This window comes from Streptomyces sp. P9-2B-2 (assembly GCF_030406865.1).
Taxonomy (GTDB): Bacteria; Actinomycetota; Actinomycetes; order Streptomycetales; family Streptomycetaceae; genus Streptomyces; species Streptomyces platensis.
The window spans coordinates 3,857,228-3,872,559 of the sequence record NZ_CP129126.1 but is presented as its reverse complement, the minus strand read 5'-3'; the positions used below and the strand labels follow the sequence as shown (position 1 = coordinate 3,872,559).

Here is a 15,332-nt window from a genome sequence, read left to right as displayed (position 1 = left end):
GCGTCCGCGGAAGCCGCGGATGCTCCGAGGGTCCCGACCGAACCAGGACCGGCAGTCGCGGCCGACGGCCTGGCTCACCCGAGAAGTCCGCTGCGTCGGTCGAATAGTTCCCTTGGTTCCCGTCCGGCCCCGACTTGTCCTCGCTCTCCGACGAACAGCGAACGGCGGGCGGCCGCGCTGTCCACCCGCCCCATTGCGAAAGTCCCAGGCCACTGGCCTGGGACTTTCACATGGACGGCCGGGGAGGCGGCCGGAGAACGTGCGGCCTCCCGGTCACCGGTGGCAGAACTCGCCGTTCACACCGGGCCGGAAGCCCGTGCCGCCCGCCTCGGGAGGGGAGAGGCGGACGGTGGGCTGTGTGTCCGGCAGCCTCAGGAGGGGCTGGCGTTGCCGCAGCGGGTGGTCTTCTCCTCTTCGGTCATCGGGCGGGACTGCTTCCGGTACGCGGTGTACGTCACGTCGGCCTCGACATCCGTGAACTCGCGCGCCGGGATGGCCTTGACGGAGTCCCCTTCGTACGACCAAGTCCCCTTCGTACGACCAAGTCCCCTTCAGGGTCTGGGTCATCGGAACCTTGTCCAGCCAGTAGATGGTGTAGGGCTGGTCCTGGTTGACCGTGTCGGTGATGCCCGTGGTCTTGGTGTGGACCTGGGAGTAGTCGATCTACTTTGGCAGCCGCACTGATGGGGCGCCCCGGCCGGGCCCACCGTCCGCCGTGGGCACCGGTGCCCCCGTCCCGCCGGAATGTCCGGCGGGCGGCAATGACACGATGGGGGAATGGTGACAATGCCCGAAGAATCCTCGGAGTGCCGGTCCGTAGTTCCCGAGCCCTGGCCGGAGGGGGAATCCCTGCATGCCGAGCTCCTCGCGGCGAAGAAGCGGGTTTACGACCCCTGCGGATTCACCTGCTCACGGCCGGTTCCCGAAGCGGAGAGCGCTGAGTACGCGGCACATGAATTCACTCTCGACGGCTCCGCCGTCCGGTTCCGGGTCGCCAAGACCACCCCGACAAAGGTCGGTCAGTTCGTCACGGTGTGGAAGCGGACCCCTGGCGGGCCGATTCAGCCGTTCGACGCCGCGGATCCGGTGGATCTTTTCGTCATCAGCACTCGCGAGGGCGATTACTTCGGGCACTTCGTCTTTCCGCGCGAGGTGCTCTGTGAGCGCGGCATCGTTTCCCGGAACGGCTCCGGCGGAAAGCGGGCGTTTCGCGTCTACCCGCCGTGGGTGGAGACCACCAATCGGCAGGCCCGCACCACCCAGGCGTGGCAGGTGAACCACTACCTCCAGATCCCTGAGGACGCGCCCCTCGACGCGGCCCGCGCCCGGGCGCTCCATCACCCCTGACCCCAGCACCAAGCCGCCAGCCGGTCCAAGCCCCCTGGCCCGACCTCAGTCGACCCCTCCCCGCGCCCGCCCCGCCCGTACCCTGGACACGTGAGCCCCACCCCCGAACCCGAGCCGACGCCCGCGCCCCACGAGGGCTCCGACGCCGAGCAGACGGCTGCCGTCCGCCCCGCGACCCCTCGCCCCGCAGCCAAGCTGATCTTCGACGACCCGCTGAGCCAGCAGTCCTCGGACGACACCGACCGTGGCTGGGGCGAGCGCCCGGCCGGGGGCGACAGTGCGGCCGACCTGGCCCGTTTCCTCGACGAGAAGCCGCCCCACCACCTCTGAGCGAGGTGAGGGGGCGGCGTGGGCCGACGGCCGCGGGCGGCGTCTGCTACTCGCGGGTCTTCTGGATGCCGATCGTGCCCGAGGTGGATACGGGCGCGGACGGTGCGGCCGTGCGCTGGGCGAGCAGTGCATCGCGGATTTCGGTGAGCAGCTCGATCTCGGTGGGGTCGGCGGGGGCCGCCTCCAGGGCCTGACGGGCCGCCTGGCGCTCCTTCCACTTGTTGATCGGAAGGATCATGAGGAAGTAGACGACCGCGGCGGTGATCACGAACGTCAGGGCGGCGCTGAGCACCGAGCCCCAGAGGATGTAGATCCCGTCGGTGAAGGCGCCCGTCTTCGGGTCCTTGGCGCAGGTGGCGGTCAGGCAGGCCTGGTAGTGATCGAGGTTCTGCGAGCCGAGCGCACCCACGATGGGGTTGATGATGCCCTTCACCACCGCGTTGACGATGTTGGTGAAGGCCGCACCGACGACGACCGCGACCGCGAGTTCGATGACGTTGCCGCGCATCAGGAATTCCTTGAATCCCTGAAGGACGCCCTTGCTCTCGCTCACCTGACAGCCTCTTTCCATGCTCACTACGGACGGTGCACCAACAATCAGCACCGCAACTTACGGCAGGGCAGGGCGGAGGTGTCCAGTCGTGTGACATGAACCATCCGGCAGCCGGTGCGTCGGCACGGAATCGGAGGTTCCGGGGGAGGGGTCCGAGCGTGCGGGCCGTAGGGACGGAAACCGCGGTACCGGTGCGGTGGGCGCGCCCCCATTGGCGCGCGGCGGGTGCCCCGCCATGCGCAGCAGTCTCGCGTGGGGTCGGCGTGGAGGCCACTTGATCTTGGAGCATGGTCACCGCCCGCCCGGGGTCGCCGCCGACGGGCAGCCGGGGGCCGGAGCGTCTCGTACGGCACCGTACGACGCCCCGCCGGCCAGTGCTGCGGCGGTCAGTGCCAGGCCGGCGGCCAGTAAGCGCTGCCGCGCGGGCCGTCCCCACCGGTGTCTGCCGCCGCGCGCCCGGACCGGTGCGAAGTGCGGCACGTCACACGGCGGGGGAGCGGGCAGCGGCGGGGAGAGGGGATCGGGGAGGGCCGGGGAAGCGGGAGCGGGCGTGGTCCGGAGCATGGGCACCGCCAGGGGGTGAGGGGTCGGGTGAACCGCTGATCACCACCGTGCCGGAAGACTCCGCCCGCCCGCTCCGGGCTGTGGACGGCCCCGCTCCTGTGGACAACTCGGCCACCCGGGAGGGGGAGGCCGAGCGCGTCCCGGGGCGTTACGGCAGCTCGATGCCCAGGTCCCAGCCGGCGTGGGCGCCGGTGCACAGGCAGTCGCGGGTGGAGTTGTCGGGCAGTGCGGCGACCGCGTCGAAGAGGACCTCGCGCAGCCGGCCGACGTTCTCGGCGAAGACCCGGAAGACCTCGTCGTGGGAGACGCCCTCACCGGTCTCGGTGCCCGCGTCCAGGTCGGTGACCAGGGTCAACGAGGTGTAGCAGAGGCTCAGTTCGCGGGCCAGGACGGCTTCGGGGTGGCCGGTCATGCCGACCACCGACCAGCCCTGTGCGGCGTGCCAGCGCGATTCGGCGCGGGTCGAGAAGCGGGGGCCCTCGATGACGACGAGGGTGCCGCCGTCGACCGGTTCCCAGTCCCGGCCGCGGGCCGCCGAGAGGGCGGCCTGTCGCCCCGTGGGGCAGTACGGGTCGGCGAAGGTCAGATGGACGACGTTGGGGACGCTGCCGTCGGGGAGCGGCTCGCCGTCGAAGTAGGTCTGGGTGCGGGCCTTGGTGCGGTCGACGAGCTGGTCGGGGACCAGCAGCGTGCCGGGGCCGTACTCGGGGCGCAGTCCGCCGACCGCGCACGGGCCGAGGACCTGGCGTACGCCGAGCGAGCGCAGGGCCCACAGATTGGCGCGGTAGTTGATGCGGTGCGGCGGGAGGTGGTGGTCGCGGCCGTGCCGGGGCAGGAACGCGACCTGGCGGCCGGCGACCTCTCCCAGGAACAGCGAATCGCTCGGGCGCCCGTACGGGGTGTCCACCGTGATCTCGGTCACGTCGTCGAGGAAGGAGTAGAAACCCGATCCGCCGATAACGCCAATCTCCGCGTCAGCCATGCCGATCACACTATCGGGGCGCGGCGGCGGGGGAAGGCGGGTGGCGGGAACGAAAGAAACCCGTAAGGCGACGGACCCCGCTAAGGCGACGGACCCCGCTAAGGCGACGGCGGGGTCCGGGCACGTGCGGAGTCAGGCGGCGGAGCTGGTGCCCGAGCTGCTGCCGGTGGACGAAGCGGCGGCCGGGGCGGAGGACTTGCTGTCGGAGCTGCCGGACGAGGAGCTCGACGAGTCCGAGGAGGACGTCGTGCCCGACGTGGAGGCGCTCTTGGCGGGGCTGCTGCTGGACGACGAGCCGCGGCTGTCGTTGCGGTAGAAGCCGGAGCCCTTGAAGACGATGCCGACCGCGGAGAACACCTTCTTGAGGCGTCCGTCGCAGGCCGGGCACTCCGTGAGCGCGTCGTCGGTGAACTTCTGCACCGCCTCGAGGCCCTCGCCGCACTCGGTGCACTGGTACTGGTAGGTCGGCACTTGTCTTCCTCCTGGCACTCTCACTCGATGAGTGCTAACGACGCTCCATATTGCAGTATTCCCGCCCGCCAGTCCACCGTGACCGGCGGACGGTGACCGACTCCACGCCGGGTCAGGCGCGCGCCAGCTCCCGTTCGCGGTCCTCGGAAACGGCCGTAACCGGGGCCTCGGCGCCGTCCGCCGGGGCGCCGGCGGCCACGGTCGAGGAGCGCGGCAGCAGGTGGGCGCGGAGCGCCAGCAGCACCGTCAGGGCCAGCGCCGTACCTGCCAGCGGCACCAGGAAACCCATACTCGGGCCGAAGCGGTCCGCCAGTTGGCCGGACGAGGTGGCCGCGGCGGCCTGGCCCAGCGCGACCGCGCCGGTCAGCCAGGTGAAGGCCTCGGTGCGGGCGGCGGCCGGCACCAGCGACTCCACGAGGGTGTAGCCGGTGATCAGGGCCGGGGCGATGCACAGGCCGACGACCAGGCCGACGGCGCCCAGCAGCGGCACCGCGGTGACCGTCCACAGCGGGGTGGTGGCCAGCGCCAGCAGCCCGTAAGCGACCAGCAGCCGGCGCCGCGGGCCGACCTTCCAGGCGATCGCGCCGCAGGCGATACCGGCGAGCATGTTGCCGCCTGCGAAGATCCCGTAGAGCACGCCGTTGATGCCGGGCTGCCCGATGTGCTCGGTGAAGGCCGTCAGCGAGACCTGCATCCCGCCGAAGACGGCGCCGATGCCGAGGAACGCCACGATCAGGACGCGTACGCCGGGCACCGACAGGGCCGAGACCCGCGGCCGGTCACCGGCCTGCGGCCGGTGCACCGCCGGCTGGCTGCGCCGCTGCGCGGCGAACAGCAGCCCGCCGGCCAGGGTCAGTACGGCCTCGGCGACCAGCCCGGCCGCCGGGTGGACGCCCGTGCACAGCGCGGTCGCCAGCACCGGGCCGACCACGAAGGTGAACTCGTCCGTCACCGACTCGAAGGCGGCGGCCGTCGGCATCAGCGGACTGCCGCCGAGCCGGGCGGCCCAGCGGGCCCGCACCATCGGGCCGACCTGCGGCGTCGAGGCGCCCGTGGGGACCGCCACCGCGAGCAGCGCCCACAGGGGGGCGTGGGCCAGGGCGAGGATGATCAGCGCCACGACGCCGGCGACATGCGCCAGGACGCCGGGGATCAGCACCGCGCGCTGCCCGAAGCGGTCGGCGAGCTTGCCGCTCTGCGGGGCGAACAGGGCCATCGCGACACCGGTCGTGGCGGACACCGCGCCCGCGGTGCCGTACGAGCCGGTGGTGGACTGGACGAGCAGCACGATGCCGATCGTCAGCATGGCGAAGGGCTGCCGGGCCAGAAAGCCGGGCAGCAGGAATGTCCATGCACCAGGGGTGCGGAGCAGTGGTCCGTATCCGGAACGGGAGTCCTTGACCGCGGATGCCACGGCCGGGCCTTTCTGCCGCCTGGTAGCGCGCCACCCGCGAGGTCGTCACGGGAACGCGCCGAGAGCTGTCCTCTCGCGCAGGACCGAGTGATACCGCGTGGTCCGCACCGGAGAGGTGGCTGCGTAAGGCAGGGGGACCGCGGCCGCCGAGCGGTCGCGCCAGCTCTGCATCAGGCAGAGTTGGTTCGTCGATGTGCCTCTTCATACTACAGGCCGCGGGGCGTGAAGCCCTGGGATAAGTCAGGGCTTCACGCGGAATCCCTTGGGATCCGTGGAGAGATGCAGCACATTCCCGTCCAGGGGGCGGACACGCCCTAGCGGTGGCGGTGGTGTGACCGTCCCGTGGGGCCGCCGGTGCCCAGCCAGCCGGCCAGCTTGCCGCCCTGGGAGACCGCCTGGAGCCGCCGCTCGGCCGCGTCCCGGACCGGATCGGTGGCGACCACCAGCAGCTCGTCGCCGCGCCGCAGCACCGTGGAGGGCGACGGCACGAAGCTGGAGCCGTCCCGGACGATGAGGGTGACCGCGGCGCCCGCGGGCATCCGGAGCTCGCCGACCTCGACGCCGTGCATACGGGACGCCGGGCCGATGGACGTGGACAGCAGATGGCCGCGCAGCCGCTCCAGGGGCGCCGATTCGATGCCCAGGTCGGCGGCCTCCTCGCCGTCGCCCAGCCGCAGGCGTCGGGCCAGCCAGGGCAGGGTCGGCCCCTGGATGAGGGTGTAGACCACGACCAGCACGAAGACGATGTTGAAGACCCGTTCGCTGCCGGGCACATCGCTCACCATCGGGATGGTGGCCAGCACGATCGGCACCGCACCGCGCAGCCCGGCCCACGACAGGAGGGTCTTCTCCCGCCACGGCACCCGGAACGGCAGCAGCGCCACGAACACGGACGTCGGCCGGGCCACCAGCGTGAGGATCATGCCGATCACCAGCGCCGGGACGATGTCGTCGAGCAGGTTGTGCGGGGTCACCAGCAGTCCCAGCAGGACGAACATGCCGATCTGGCCGAGCCAGCCGAGGCCCTCGGCGAAGCCGCGGGTGGCCGGGGCGTGCGGCAGTTTGGCGTTGCCGAGGATCACCGCGGCCAGGTAGACGGCGAGGAAGCCGGAGCCGTGCGCCAGGGCGCCGGCCGCGTAGGCGGAGACCGCGATGGCCATGACGGCGATCGGGTACAGACCGGACGCGGGCAGCGCCACATGCCGCATGGCGTACGCGCCGAGCCAGCCGATGGCCAGTCCGATGGCGGCGCCGATCGCCAGCTCCAGGGCGATCTCACCGAGCAGGGTGTACCAGTGCTCGACCGGTCCCGCGGCGGAGAAGGCGACGACGAGGATGACCACGGGGGCGTCGTTGAAGCCGGATTCGGCTTCCAGTACGCCGGTCAGGCGGGCCGGCAGCGGCACACTGCGCAGCACGGAGAAGACGGCCGCGGCGTCCGTGGAGGAGACCACGGCGCCGATCAGCAGCGCCTGGCGCCAGTCGAGCCCGGCCAGATAGTGCGCTCCGGCCGCGGTGACCCCCACGCTCACCGCGACGCCGACCGTCGAGAGCGCTGCCGCCCGGGGCAGCGCCGGTTTGATCTCTTTCCACTTGGTGCCCAGGCCGCCCTCGGCGAGGATCACGACCAGCGCGGTATAGCCCAGGAGTTGGGTCAGCTCGGCGTTGTCGAAGATGACGCCACCGGGCCCGTCCTGCCCTATGGCGACGCCTATCCCCAGGTAGATGAGCAGGCTGGGGAGCCCGCTGCGCGAGGAGAGCCGTACCGCGGCGACCGCGATGAGCAGTACGAGCGAGCAGATCAGCAGGAGTTCATTGAGGTGGTCGACAGACAGGAGCTGATCCTTCCTCGCACGGGTTCCGGGGGCGGCTTTCCTTACCGTATCTAGTTACTGAGGCTAACAATTTACCATTACTTGAATGTTGGCTGTGCTGGCGGTGACTCCGCGTAGGGGTCTTTGAACCCGTGCGCCTATGGTTGCTCCAGCACTCCCACCCTGCCCCTCGAAGGACAGAGATGCCCGCCAACAAGTCCGGCCCAGTCCCCAGGAAGAAGAAGGGGCGGCGCGGCCGCCTCGTCGCGATTACGGTCGTGCTGCTGCTCGTGGCGGGCATCGGCTTCGGCGCGTTCTGGGGTGTCAGTACCGTCCGCGCGTCGTTCCCGCAGACCACGGGCTCACTCAAACTCCCGGGACTGACCAACCCGGTGGACGTCACCCGCGATGCCCACGGCATTCCGCAGATCTACGCCGACACCGACGAAGACCTCTTCCGCGCCCAGGGGTACGTCCAGGCCCAGGACCGCTTCTGGGAGATGGATGTCCGGCGGCACATGACCGCCGGCCGGCTCTCGGAGATGTTCGGCAAGAGCCAGGTCAAGACCGACTCGTTCCTGCGCACCCTCGGCTGGCGCGAGGTGGCGCAGAAGGAGTACGACACCAAGCTGTCGCCCAGCACCAAGAAGTACCTCCAGTCCTACTCCGCGGGCGTCAACGCCTACCTCAAGGACCACGAGGGTTCGGCGGTCTCCCTGGAGTACGCGGCGCTGGACTTCGAGAACGACTACAAGCCCGAGAAGTGGACCCCGGTCGACTCGGTGGCCTGGCTCAAGGCGATGGCCTGGGACCTGCGCGGCAACATGAAGGAGGAGATCGACCGGTCGCTGATGACCAGCCGCTTCACCCCCGCGCAGATCGCCCAGCTCTACCCGGCATACCCGTACAAGCGGAACAAGCCGATCGTCGAGGGCGGCGCGGTCGACCCCGCCTCCAAGCGGTTCACGCCCGGCGCTTCGGCGAACGCCGCCCCGGCGAACCCCGGCGGGGTCACCGCCGGCCTCCAGTCGCAGCTGTCCTCGCTGTCCAAGACGATGGACGAGGTCCCGGCTCTGCTCGGTCCCAACGGCAACGGCATCGGCTCCAACTCCTGGGTCGTCTCCGGCGCCCACACGACCACCGGCAAGCCGCTGCTCGCCAACGACCCGCACCTGGCCCCCCAGATGCCGTCGCTCTGGTACCAGATGGGCCTGCACTGCCGCACCACGAGCGCCAAGTGCAACTACGACGCCTCCGGCTTCACCTTCTCCGGGATGCCCGGCGTCGTCATCGGCCACAACCAGGACATCTCCTGGGGCATGACCAACCTCGGCGCCGACGTCACCGACCTGTATCTGGAGAAGGTCAACGCCGACGGGTACTTCTACGACAACAAGCAGCAGCCCTTCATAACCCGCAAGGAGACCATCAAGGTCGCCGGCGGTGAGAGCCGCGAGATCACCGTGCGGTCCACCAGGAACGGGCCGCTGGTCTCCGACCGCGACGGCGAACTGGCCAACGTCGGCAAGGACGCCCCCGTCGGCAACGCCGCCCCGGACCGCGGTGACGGCTACGCCGTATCGCTGCGCTGGACCGCGCTGGACCCCGGCAAGTCCATGGACGCCGTCTTCGAGATGAACCGCGCCAAGGACTGGAACGAATTCCGCAAGGCCGCAGCCCACTTCGAGGTCCCGTCCCAGAACCTGGTCTACGCCGACACCAAGGGCAACATCGGCTACCAGGCCCCCGGCCGGATCCCGGTCCGCGGCAAGGGGGAGGGCCAGTTCGACGGCACCTACCCGGCGCCCGGCTGGAACCCGAAGTACCAGTGGACCGGCTACGTCCCGCAGAAGTCCCTGCCGTACGAGTACAACCCCAGGCGCGGCTACATCGTCACCGCCAACCAGGCCGTCACCGACGAGAAGTACCCCTACCTCCTCACCAAGGACTGGGGCTACGGCTCCCGCAGCCAGCGGATCAACGACCTGATCGAGTCGAAGATCAAGGACGGCGGCAAGGTCTCCACCGACGACATGCAGGCCTTCCAGAAGGACAACAGCAGCGAGATCGCCCGGCTGCTGACGCCCTACCTGACGAAGATCGACATCAAGGACAAGTACGTCCGCGACGCCCAGCAGCTGCTGGAGGGCTGGGACTTCACCCAGGAGCCCGACTCCGCCGCGGCCGCCTACTTCAACGCCGTCTGGCGCAACACCCTCAAGCTCGCCTTCGGCAACAAGATGCCCAAGGAGGTGCGCCCCGACGGGCAGTGCCTCACCGTCCGCCCGGCCGACGAGACCGGCCCCGCCGACGAGAACGACAAGTACATCCGCGAATGCGGCGAACGGGCCGGGGACACCGCCCAGCCCGACGGCGGCGACCGCTGGTACGAGGTTGTCCGCGGCATCCTCGACGACCCGGGCAACGCCTGGTGGAAGACCGAGGACCGGCCCAACCGCCCCGGTGACAAGAACCGCGACCAGCTCCTGGCACACGCCATGAAGGACGCGCGCTACGAGCTCACCTCCAAGCTGGGCAAGAACATCGACAACTGGAGCTGGGGACGGCTGCACCAGATGTTCCTGACGAACCAGACCCTGGGCACCGACGGACCCGGCATGCTCCAGGGCCTGTTCAACCGCGGACCCTGGAACCTCGGCGGCGGTGAGGCCGCGGTCGACGCCACCGGCTGGAACGCCGCCGGCGGCTACCAGGTCACCTGGGTCCCGTCGATGCGGATGGTCGTCAACCTCGCCGACCTCGACAAGTCCCGCTGGATCAACCTCACCGGCGCCTCCGGGCACGCCTACGACGCGCACTACTACGACCAGACCGACAAGTGGGCCAAGGGCGATCTGCTGCCCTGGGCGTACAGCGAGAAGGCCGTGAAGGACGCGGGCAAGGACACGCTGACGCTGTCCCCGTAGGGGCGGGCGGCGGGCACACCGCCGCCAGCCGATCGCCGAGCCGTCGGGCGGGCCGGAGGAATCCGGTCCGCCCGACGGCTTTCCGGCTCCTGCCCCCGGGCCGCGCGGCCCGGCCCGCCCGTATACGGCGGGTGCCCTGCCGCGCCGCTCGCCCGCCCGTATACCGCCCGCCTCAGTCCTCCGCAGACTCTCCCGGCTCCGTGAACCGGTGCACCCCCGACGGGGTCACCGCGGCATGCACATGCCGGTCGTGCGGCTCGCCCGGCACCTCCGCCAGCACCTCCGCGTCGTACAGCAGCACCACCAGCGACGCCCGCGCCCCGGCCCGCTCCAGCCGCGCCAGCACCCGGTCGTAGGAGCCGCCGCCGCGCCCCAGCCGCAGCCCGCTGCGGTCCACCGCGAGCCCCGGCAGCAGCACCACGTCCGCCTCCGTGACGGCCTCCGGGCCCAGCCGCTGCCCGTCCGGCTCCAGCAGCCCGCGGCCCGCCCGTACGAGCCCCTCGGCGCCCTCGTAGAGCGCCCAGTCCAAGTCGTTGTCCGGCAGCAGCACGGGCAGCAGCACCTGCACCCCGGCCGCCCGCAGCAGGTCGAGCAGCGGGCGGGTGGAGGGCTCGCCGCCCATCGAGACATACGCGGCGACGGTCGGCAGCGCCTCGGGCCGCGGCGTGACCGGCCAGACCAGCTCGTCCAGCTCCAGGGCACGCGTGGCCAGCGCCTCGCCCGTCGCCGCGACGACATCCGGCGGCAACGCTCTCCTCACCTGCAGGAGATCCCGCCGCAACCCGCGCTTCCTATCGTGATCCATGCTCACTGTGCGCCCTTGCTCCCGCTCTCATGCTCTATTCACCAGACCCTCATCATCGTGCCGATAGGGCCGGTTATGGTGTCGCGCATGACTCCATCGCACACACGGATCAGCAAGGCTGTCATCCCCGCAGCCGGCCTCGGCACCAGGTTTCTCCCCGCCACAAAGGCCACACCCAAGGAGATGCTCCCGGTAGTCGACAAGCCCGCCATCCAGTACGTGGTGGAGGAGGCCGCCGCCGCCGGGCTCTCCGACGTCCTGATGGTGACCGGCCGCAACAAGCGCCCGCTCGAAGACCACTTCGACCGCAATTACGAACTCGAAGAGGCCCTGCACCGCAAGGGCGACGAGTCCCGCCTCGCCAAGGTGCAGGAATCCAGCGACCTGGCGACCATGCACTACGTACGCCAGGGCGACCCCCGGGGTCTGGGCCACGCGGTGCTGTGTGCCGCACCCCACGTCGGCGACCAGCCCTTCGCGGTCCTCCTGGGCGACGACCTGATCGACCCCCGCGACCCGCTGCTCCAGCGCATGGTCGAGATACAGGAGCAGCACGGCGGCTCCGTCATCGCCCTCATGGAGGTCGACCCGGCGCAGATCCACCTCTACGGCTGCGCGGCCGCCGCCCCCACCGGCGACGACGATGTCGTGGTCGTCTCCGACCTGGTCGAGAAGCCCGACCCGGCCGACGCCCCCAGCAACCTCGCCATCATCGGCCGCTACGTCCTCGACCCGGCCGTCTTCGAGGTGCTGCGCAAGACCGCCCCGGGCCGCGGCGGCGAGATCCAGCTCACCGACGCCCTCCAGGCGCTGGCCGCCGACCCCGCCCTCGGCGGTCCGGTGCACGGCGTGATCTTCAAGGGCCGCCGCTATGACACCGGCGACCGCGGCGACTATCTGCGTGCCATTGTCCGACTGGCATGCGAACGTGAGGACCTGGGCCCGGACTTCCGGACCTGGCTTCGCAGTTACGTCACCGAGGAGATGTAAGACGTTGAACAACGCCACCGGCCGGACCAGCCACCAGGACCGCGTCTGGTCGGTGGCCGAGCATCTCGACGACGTACTGTCGAAGATCGCTCCGCTCGACCCGATCGAGCTGCAACTCCTCGACGCCCAGGGCTGCGTACTGGTCGAGGACGTCACGGTCCCGGTCGCCCTGCCGCCCTTCGACAACAGCTCGATGGACGGCTACGCGGTCCGGGCCGCCGATGTCGCGGACGCCACGGAGAGCGCCCCGGCCGCCCTCACGGTCATCGGCGATGTCGCGGCGGGCAGCGGCGAACTGCCCGCGATCGGGCCCGGCCAGGCCGCCCGCATCATGACCGGCGCCCCGGTACCGCCCGGCGCCGAGGCCGTCGTCCCCGTCGAGTGGACCGACGGCGGCACGGGCCAGGGGCCGGCCGCCACGATGCGCGCCCACAGCGCCGCCCCCGAGGACGCCGGCGGCGAGGTCCGCGTCCACCGCCCGGCCGCCGCCGGCGCCCATATCCGTGCCCGTGGCAGCGATGTCACCGAAGGCGAGTTGGCGCTCGCGGCGGGCACGGTCCTCGGCCCCTCCCAGATCGGCCTGCTCGCCGCCATCGGCCGCGGCACGGTCCGGGTCCGCCCCCGCCCCCGCGTCGTGGTGCTGTCGACCGGCAGTGAACTGGTCCAGCCCGGCGAGGCGTTGGGCCCCGGCCAGATCCACGACTCCAACAGCTTCCAGCTCACCGCCGCCGCCCGCGCGGCCGGTGCCATCGCCTACCGCGTCGGCGCCGTCGCCGACGACGCCGAGACCCTCCGGTCCACCCTGGAGGACCAGCTCATCCGGGCCGACATCCTTGTCACCAGCGGCGGTGTCAGCGTCGGCGCGTATGACGTCGTCAAGGAGACCCTGGTCGCCCTGTCCTCCACGGAGGACGACGGCTCGTCCCTCGCGGGCGGCACGGTCGAGTTCCGCAGGCTCGCCATGCAGCCCGGCAAGCCCCAGGGCTTCGGCCTCATCGGCCCCGACCGCATCCCGCTGCTCGCCCTGCCCGGCAACCCCGTCAGCTCGTATGTCTCCTTCGAGCTGTTCGTCCGCCCGGCCATCCGCGCCCTCATGGGCCTGTCCGAGGTCCACCGCTCCACCACTCCCGCCCGGTGCACCGAGGCCGTCGCCTCCTCGCCCAAGGGGAAGCGCCAGTTCCTGCGCGGCTCCTACGACGCCGAGGCCGGCACGGTCACCCCCGTCGGCGGCGCCGGCTCCCACCTGATCAAAGCCATGGCGCACGCCAACGCGCTGATCATCGTCCCCGAGGACACCACCGAGGTCCCCGCGGGCACGGACGTGGAGGTCGTCCTGCTCGGATAGCCCGCTGCCGCCGGGGGTACGGTGTCGTCCCACAGGCGGCAGTTTGGTACCGGGAGAACGATGAGCAGCGGCCAGCAACACCTCACCCATCTCGACGCGGCGGGAGCGGCGCGGATGGTCGACGTCTCCGGGAAGGACGTCACCGCCCGCACCGCCCGCGCCCGCGGCCGCGTCCTGGTGTCATCGCAGGTCATCGAGCTGCTGCGGGGCGAGGGCATGCCCAAGGGCGACGCCCTCGCCACCGCCCGGATCGCCGGCATCATGGGCGCCAAGCACACCCCCGACCTGATCCCGCTCTGCCATCCGCTGGCCGTCTCCGGCGTCAAGGTCGACCTCTCCGTCACCGACGACGCCGTCGAGATCACCGCCACGGTCAAGACCACCGACCGCACCGGCGTCGAAATGGAGGCGCTGACCGCGGTCTCCGTCGCCGCCCTCACCGTCGTCGACATGGTCAAGGCCGTCGACAAGGCCGCGGTGATCTCCGACATCCGCGTGGAGGAGAAGACCGGCGGCAAGTCCGGCGACTGGAGCCGGTCATGACACCCGCCCGCGCCCTCGTCGTCACCGCCTCCAACCGCGCCGCTGCCGGTTTGTACCCCGACAAGAGCGGCCCGCTGCTCGCCGAGGGCCTGGCGGCCATGGGCTTCGAGGTCGACGGCCCGCAGGTGGTGCCCGACGGCGAGCCGGTGGAGGCCGCCCTGCGCGGCGCCGTCTCCGCCGCCCACTACGCCGTCATCCTCACCACCGGCGGTACCGGCCTGTCACCCACCGACCGCACCCCCGAGGCCACCCGCCGGGTCCTGGACTACGAGGTCCCCGGGATCCCCGAGGCGATCCGCGCCGCCGGCCGGGCGAAGGTCCCCACCGCGGCGCTCTCCCGCGGCCTGGCGGGCGTCGCCGGGACGACCCTGATCGTCAACCTCCCCGGCTCCTCCGGCGGCGTCCGCGACGGCCTCGCCGTCCTCACCGGCCTGCTGCCGCACGCCGTCGACCAGATCCGCGGCGGCGACCACCCCAGACCCTCCGGGAGCCCGAGCTGAACGCGCCCTGGCCGGTGGTCCTGACGGACGGTGAGGTCACCCTCCGCCCGATAAGGGTGCGCGACCAACGGGAATGGCGTGAGGTCAACCGCCGTAACCGCGACTGGCTGCGCCCCTGGGAAGCCACCATCCCGCCGCCCCCGCCGGGCCTCGCGCCGCCGCACCGCCCCACGTTCCGTCAGATGGTCCGTCATCTCCGCGGCGAGGCGCACGCCGGCCGGATGCTGCCGTTCGTCGTCGAATACCGCGGCCGGCTCGTCGGCCAGCTGACGGTCGCGGGAATCACCTGGGGCTCCATGTGCTCCGCCCATATCGGCTATTGGGTCGACCAGGAAGTCGCCGGCCGCGGTGTCATCCCGACGGCCGTGGCGCTCGCCGTCGACCACTGCTTCCGGGCCGTGGGCCTGCACCGCATCGAGATCTGCATTCGCCCGGAGAACACCCCCAGCCGCCGGGTGGTCGAAAAGCTCGGTTTCCGCGAAGAGGGCATCCGCCCGCGCTACCTGCACATCGACGGCGCCTGGCGCGACCACGTGGTCTTCGTCCTCACCGCGGAAGAGGTGCCCGAAGGCATGCTCAACCGCTGGCGGCGGGGGAAACCCCGGACGCCCGGCGCACCCCACAAATAAAATAAATGTTCGAATGCATTCGCCGATTGACCGGATCGGCGGAGGACCTGATCTCTACGATCACAAAAAAGTTCGAGATATCAGCCAGATCGTGCGACACACCGGCCCAATTGGCGGA

14 protein-coding genes are annotated in these 15,332 nt (G+C 71.0%); 8 read left to right on the top strand and 6 right to left on the bottom strand.

Annotation, left to right across the window (positions count from 1 at the left end; genetic code table 11):
• Positions 1–777 precede the first annotated feature (777 nt).
• Positions 778–1,347 carry a MepB family protein gene (locus tag QT196_RS16740; protein WP_168479712.1) on the top strand — a complete coding sequence of 190 codons (570 nt, stop codon included), beginning with the start codon at positions 778–780 and terminating at the stop codon, positions 1,345–1,347.
• Between the two features lie 90 nt (positions 1,348–1,437).
• Positions 1,438–1,677, top strand: coding sequence for a hypothetical protein (locus QT196_RS16735; RefSeq protein ID WP_266738925.1), 240 nt, complete (start codon positions 1,438–1,440; stop codon positions 1,675–1,677).
• 46 nt (positions 1,678–1,723) lie between these two features.
• On the opposite strand, the gene mscL is transcribed toward QT196_RS16735, so the two are convergent.
• From mscL to QT196_RS16710, 5 genes are all read right to left on the bottom strand, one after another.
• A complete protein-coding gene (gene mscL, locus QT196_RS16730; RefSeq protein ID WP_211117364.1) occupies positions 1,724–2,230 on the bottom strand; it encodes a large conductance mechanosensitive channel protein MscL in 507 nt (168 codons plus the stop codon).
• A 712-nt stretch (positions 2,231–2,942) separates the two neighbouring features.
• The gene (locus tag QT196_RS16725; protein WP_168479706.1) at positions 2,943–3,776 is read right to left on the bottom strand and encodes an S-methyl-5'-thioadenosine phosphorylase; all 834 of its coding nucleotides are present in this window, start codon (positions 3,774–3,776) and stop codon (positions 2,943–2,945) included.
• Positions 3,777–3,908: 132 nt separating this feature from the next.
• Positions 3,909–4,247, bottom strand: a complete 339-nt coding sequence (locus tag QT196_RS16720) for an FmdB family zinc ribbon protein (protein ID WP_290355171.1) — start codon at positions 4,245–4,247, stop codon at positions 3,909–3,911.
• Positions 4,248–4,359: 112 nt separating this feature from the next.
• Positions 4,360–5,661 carry an MFS transporter gene (locus QT196_RS16715; RefSeq protein WP_290355170.1) on the bottom strand — a complete coding sequence of 434 codons (1,302 nt, stop codon included), beginning with the start codon at positions 5,659–5,661 and terminating at the stop codon, positions 4,360–4,362.
• A gap of 314 nt (positions 5,662–5,975) precedes the next feature.
• Positions 5,976–7,496: a potassium/proton antiporter gene (locus QT196_RS16710; RefSeq protein ID WP_290356671.1), complete on the bottom strand. Its 1,521-nt coding sequence runs from the start codon at positions 7,494–7,496 to the stop codon at positions 5,976–5,978.
• 182 nt (positions 7,497–7,678) lie between these two features.
• On the opposite strand from QT196_RS16710, the gene QT196_RS16705 reads away from it, so the two are divergent.
• A complete protein-coding gene (locus tag QT196_RS16705; RefSeq protein ID WP_266738922.1) occupies positions 7,679–10,402 on the top strand; it encodes a penicillin acylase family protein in 2,724 nt (907 codons plus the stop codon).
• 172 nt (positions 10,403–10,574) lie between these two features.
• Here the strand turns inward: QT196_RS16705 and QT196_RS16700 are convergent, their stop codons facing one another.
• Complete coding sequence (locus tag QT196_RS16700) at positions 10,575–11,207, bottom strand: 5-formyltetrahydrofolate cyclo-ligase (RefSeq protein WP_168479694.1); 633 nt, start codon at positions 11,205–11,207, stop codon at positions 10,575–10,577.
• Between the two features lie 87 nt (positions 11,208–11,294).
• Here QT196_RS16700 and galU point away from each other — a divergent pair, with 87 nt between their 5' ends.
• The 5 genes from galU to QT196_RS16675 are packed head-to-tail and all read left to right on the top strand — an operon-like array spanning position 11,295 to position 15,214.
• Positions 11,295–12,197: a UTP--glucose-1-phosphate uridylyltransferase GalU gene (galU, locus tag QT196_RS16695; RefSeq protein ID WP_168479692.1), complete on the top strand. Its 903-nt coding sequence runs from the start codon at positions 11,295–11,297 to the stop codon at positions 12,195–12,197.
• A gap of 4 nt (positions 12,198–12,201) precedes the next feature.
• Positions 12,202–13,542 (top strand): gephyrin-like molybdotransferase Glp, encoded by a 1,341-nt coding sequence (gene glp / locus QT196_RS16690; protein ID WP_248001176.1) that lies wholly within the window; start codon positions 12,202–12,204, stop codon positions 13,540–13,542.
• Positions 13,543–13,602: 60 nt separating this feature from the next.
• Complete coding sequence (gene moaC, locus QT196_RS16685; RefSeq protein WP_168479688.1) at positions 13,603–14,085, top strand: cyclic pyranopterin monophosphate synthase MoaC; 483 nt, start codon at positions 13,603–13,605, stop codon at positions 14,083–14,085.
• A complete protein-coding gene (locus tag QT196_RS16680) occupies positions 14,082–14,585 on the top strand; it encodes a MogA/MoaB family molybdenum cofactor biosynthesis protein (protein ID WP_168479686.1) in 504 nt (167 codons plus the stop codon). Before moaC ends, QT196_RS16680 begins: the two co-directional genes overlap by 4 nt.
• A gap of 14 nt (positions 14,586–14,599) precedes the next feature.
• On the top strand, positions 14,600–15,214 hold the full coding sequence (locus QT196_RS16675) for a GNAT family protein (RefSeq protein WP_168479684.1): 615 nt from the start codon (positions 14,600–14,602) through the stop codon (positions 15,212–15,214).
• Positions 15,215–15,332 lie beyond the last annotated feature (118 nt).

What these genes read in the sequence shown, in the direction of transcription:
- QT196_RS16680 (WP_168479686.1), top strand. Translation starts at nt 14,082, where the DNA reads ATGACACCCGCCCGCGCCCTCGTCGTCACCGCCTCCAACCGCGCCGCT.
- QT196_RS16705 (WP_266738922.1), top strand. Translation starts at nt 7,679, where the DNA reads ATGCCCGCCAACAAGTCCGGCCCAGTCCCCAGGAAGAAGAAGGGGCGG.
- QT196_RS16725 (WP_168479706.1), bottom strand. Translation starts at nt 3,776, where the DNA reads ATGGCTGACGCGGAGATTGGCGTTATCGGCGGATCGGGTTTCTACTCC.
- moaC (WP_168479688.1), top strand. Translation starts at nt 13,603, where the DNA reads ATGAGCAGCGGCCAGCAACACCTCACCCATCTCGACGCGGCGGGAGCG.
- QT196_RS16740 (WP_168479712.1), top strand. Translation starts at nt 778, where the DNA reads ATGGTGACAATGCCCGAAGAATCCTCGGAGTGCCGGTCCGTAGTTCCC.
- galU (WP_168479692.1), top strand. Translation starts at nt 11,295, where the DNA reads ATGACTCCATCGCACACACGGATCAGCAAGGCTGTCATCCCCGCAGCC.
- QT196_RS16700 (WP_168479694.1), bottom strand. Translation starts at nt 11,207, where the DNA reads ATGGATCACGATAGGAAGCGCGGGTTGCGGCGGGATCTCCTGCAGGTG.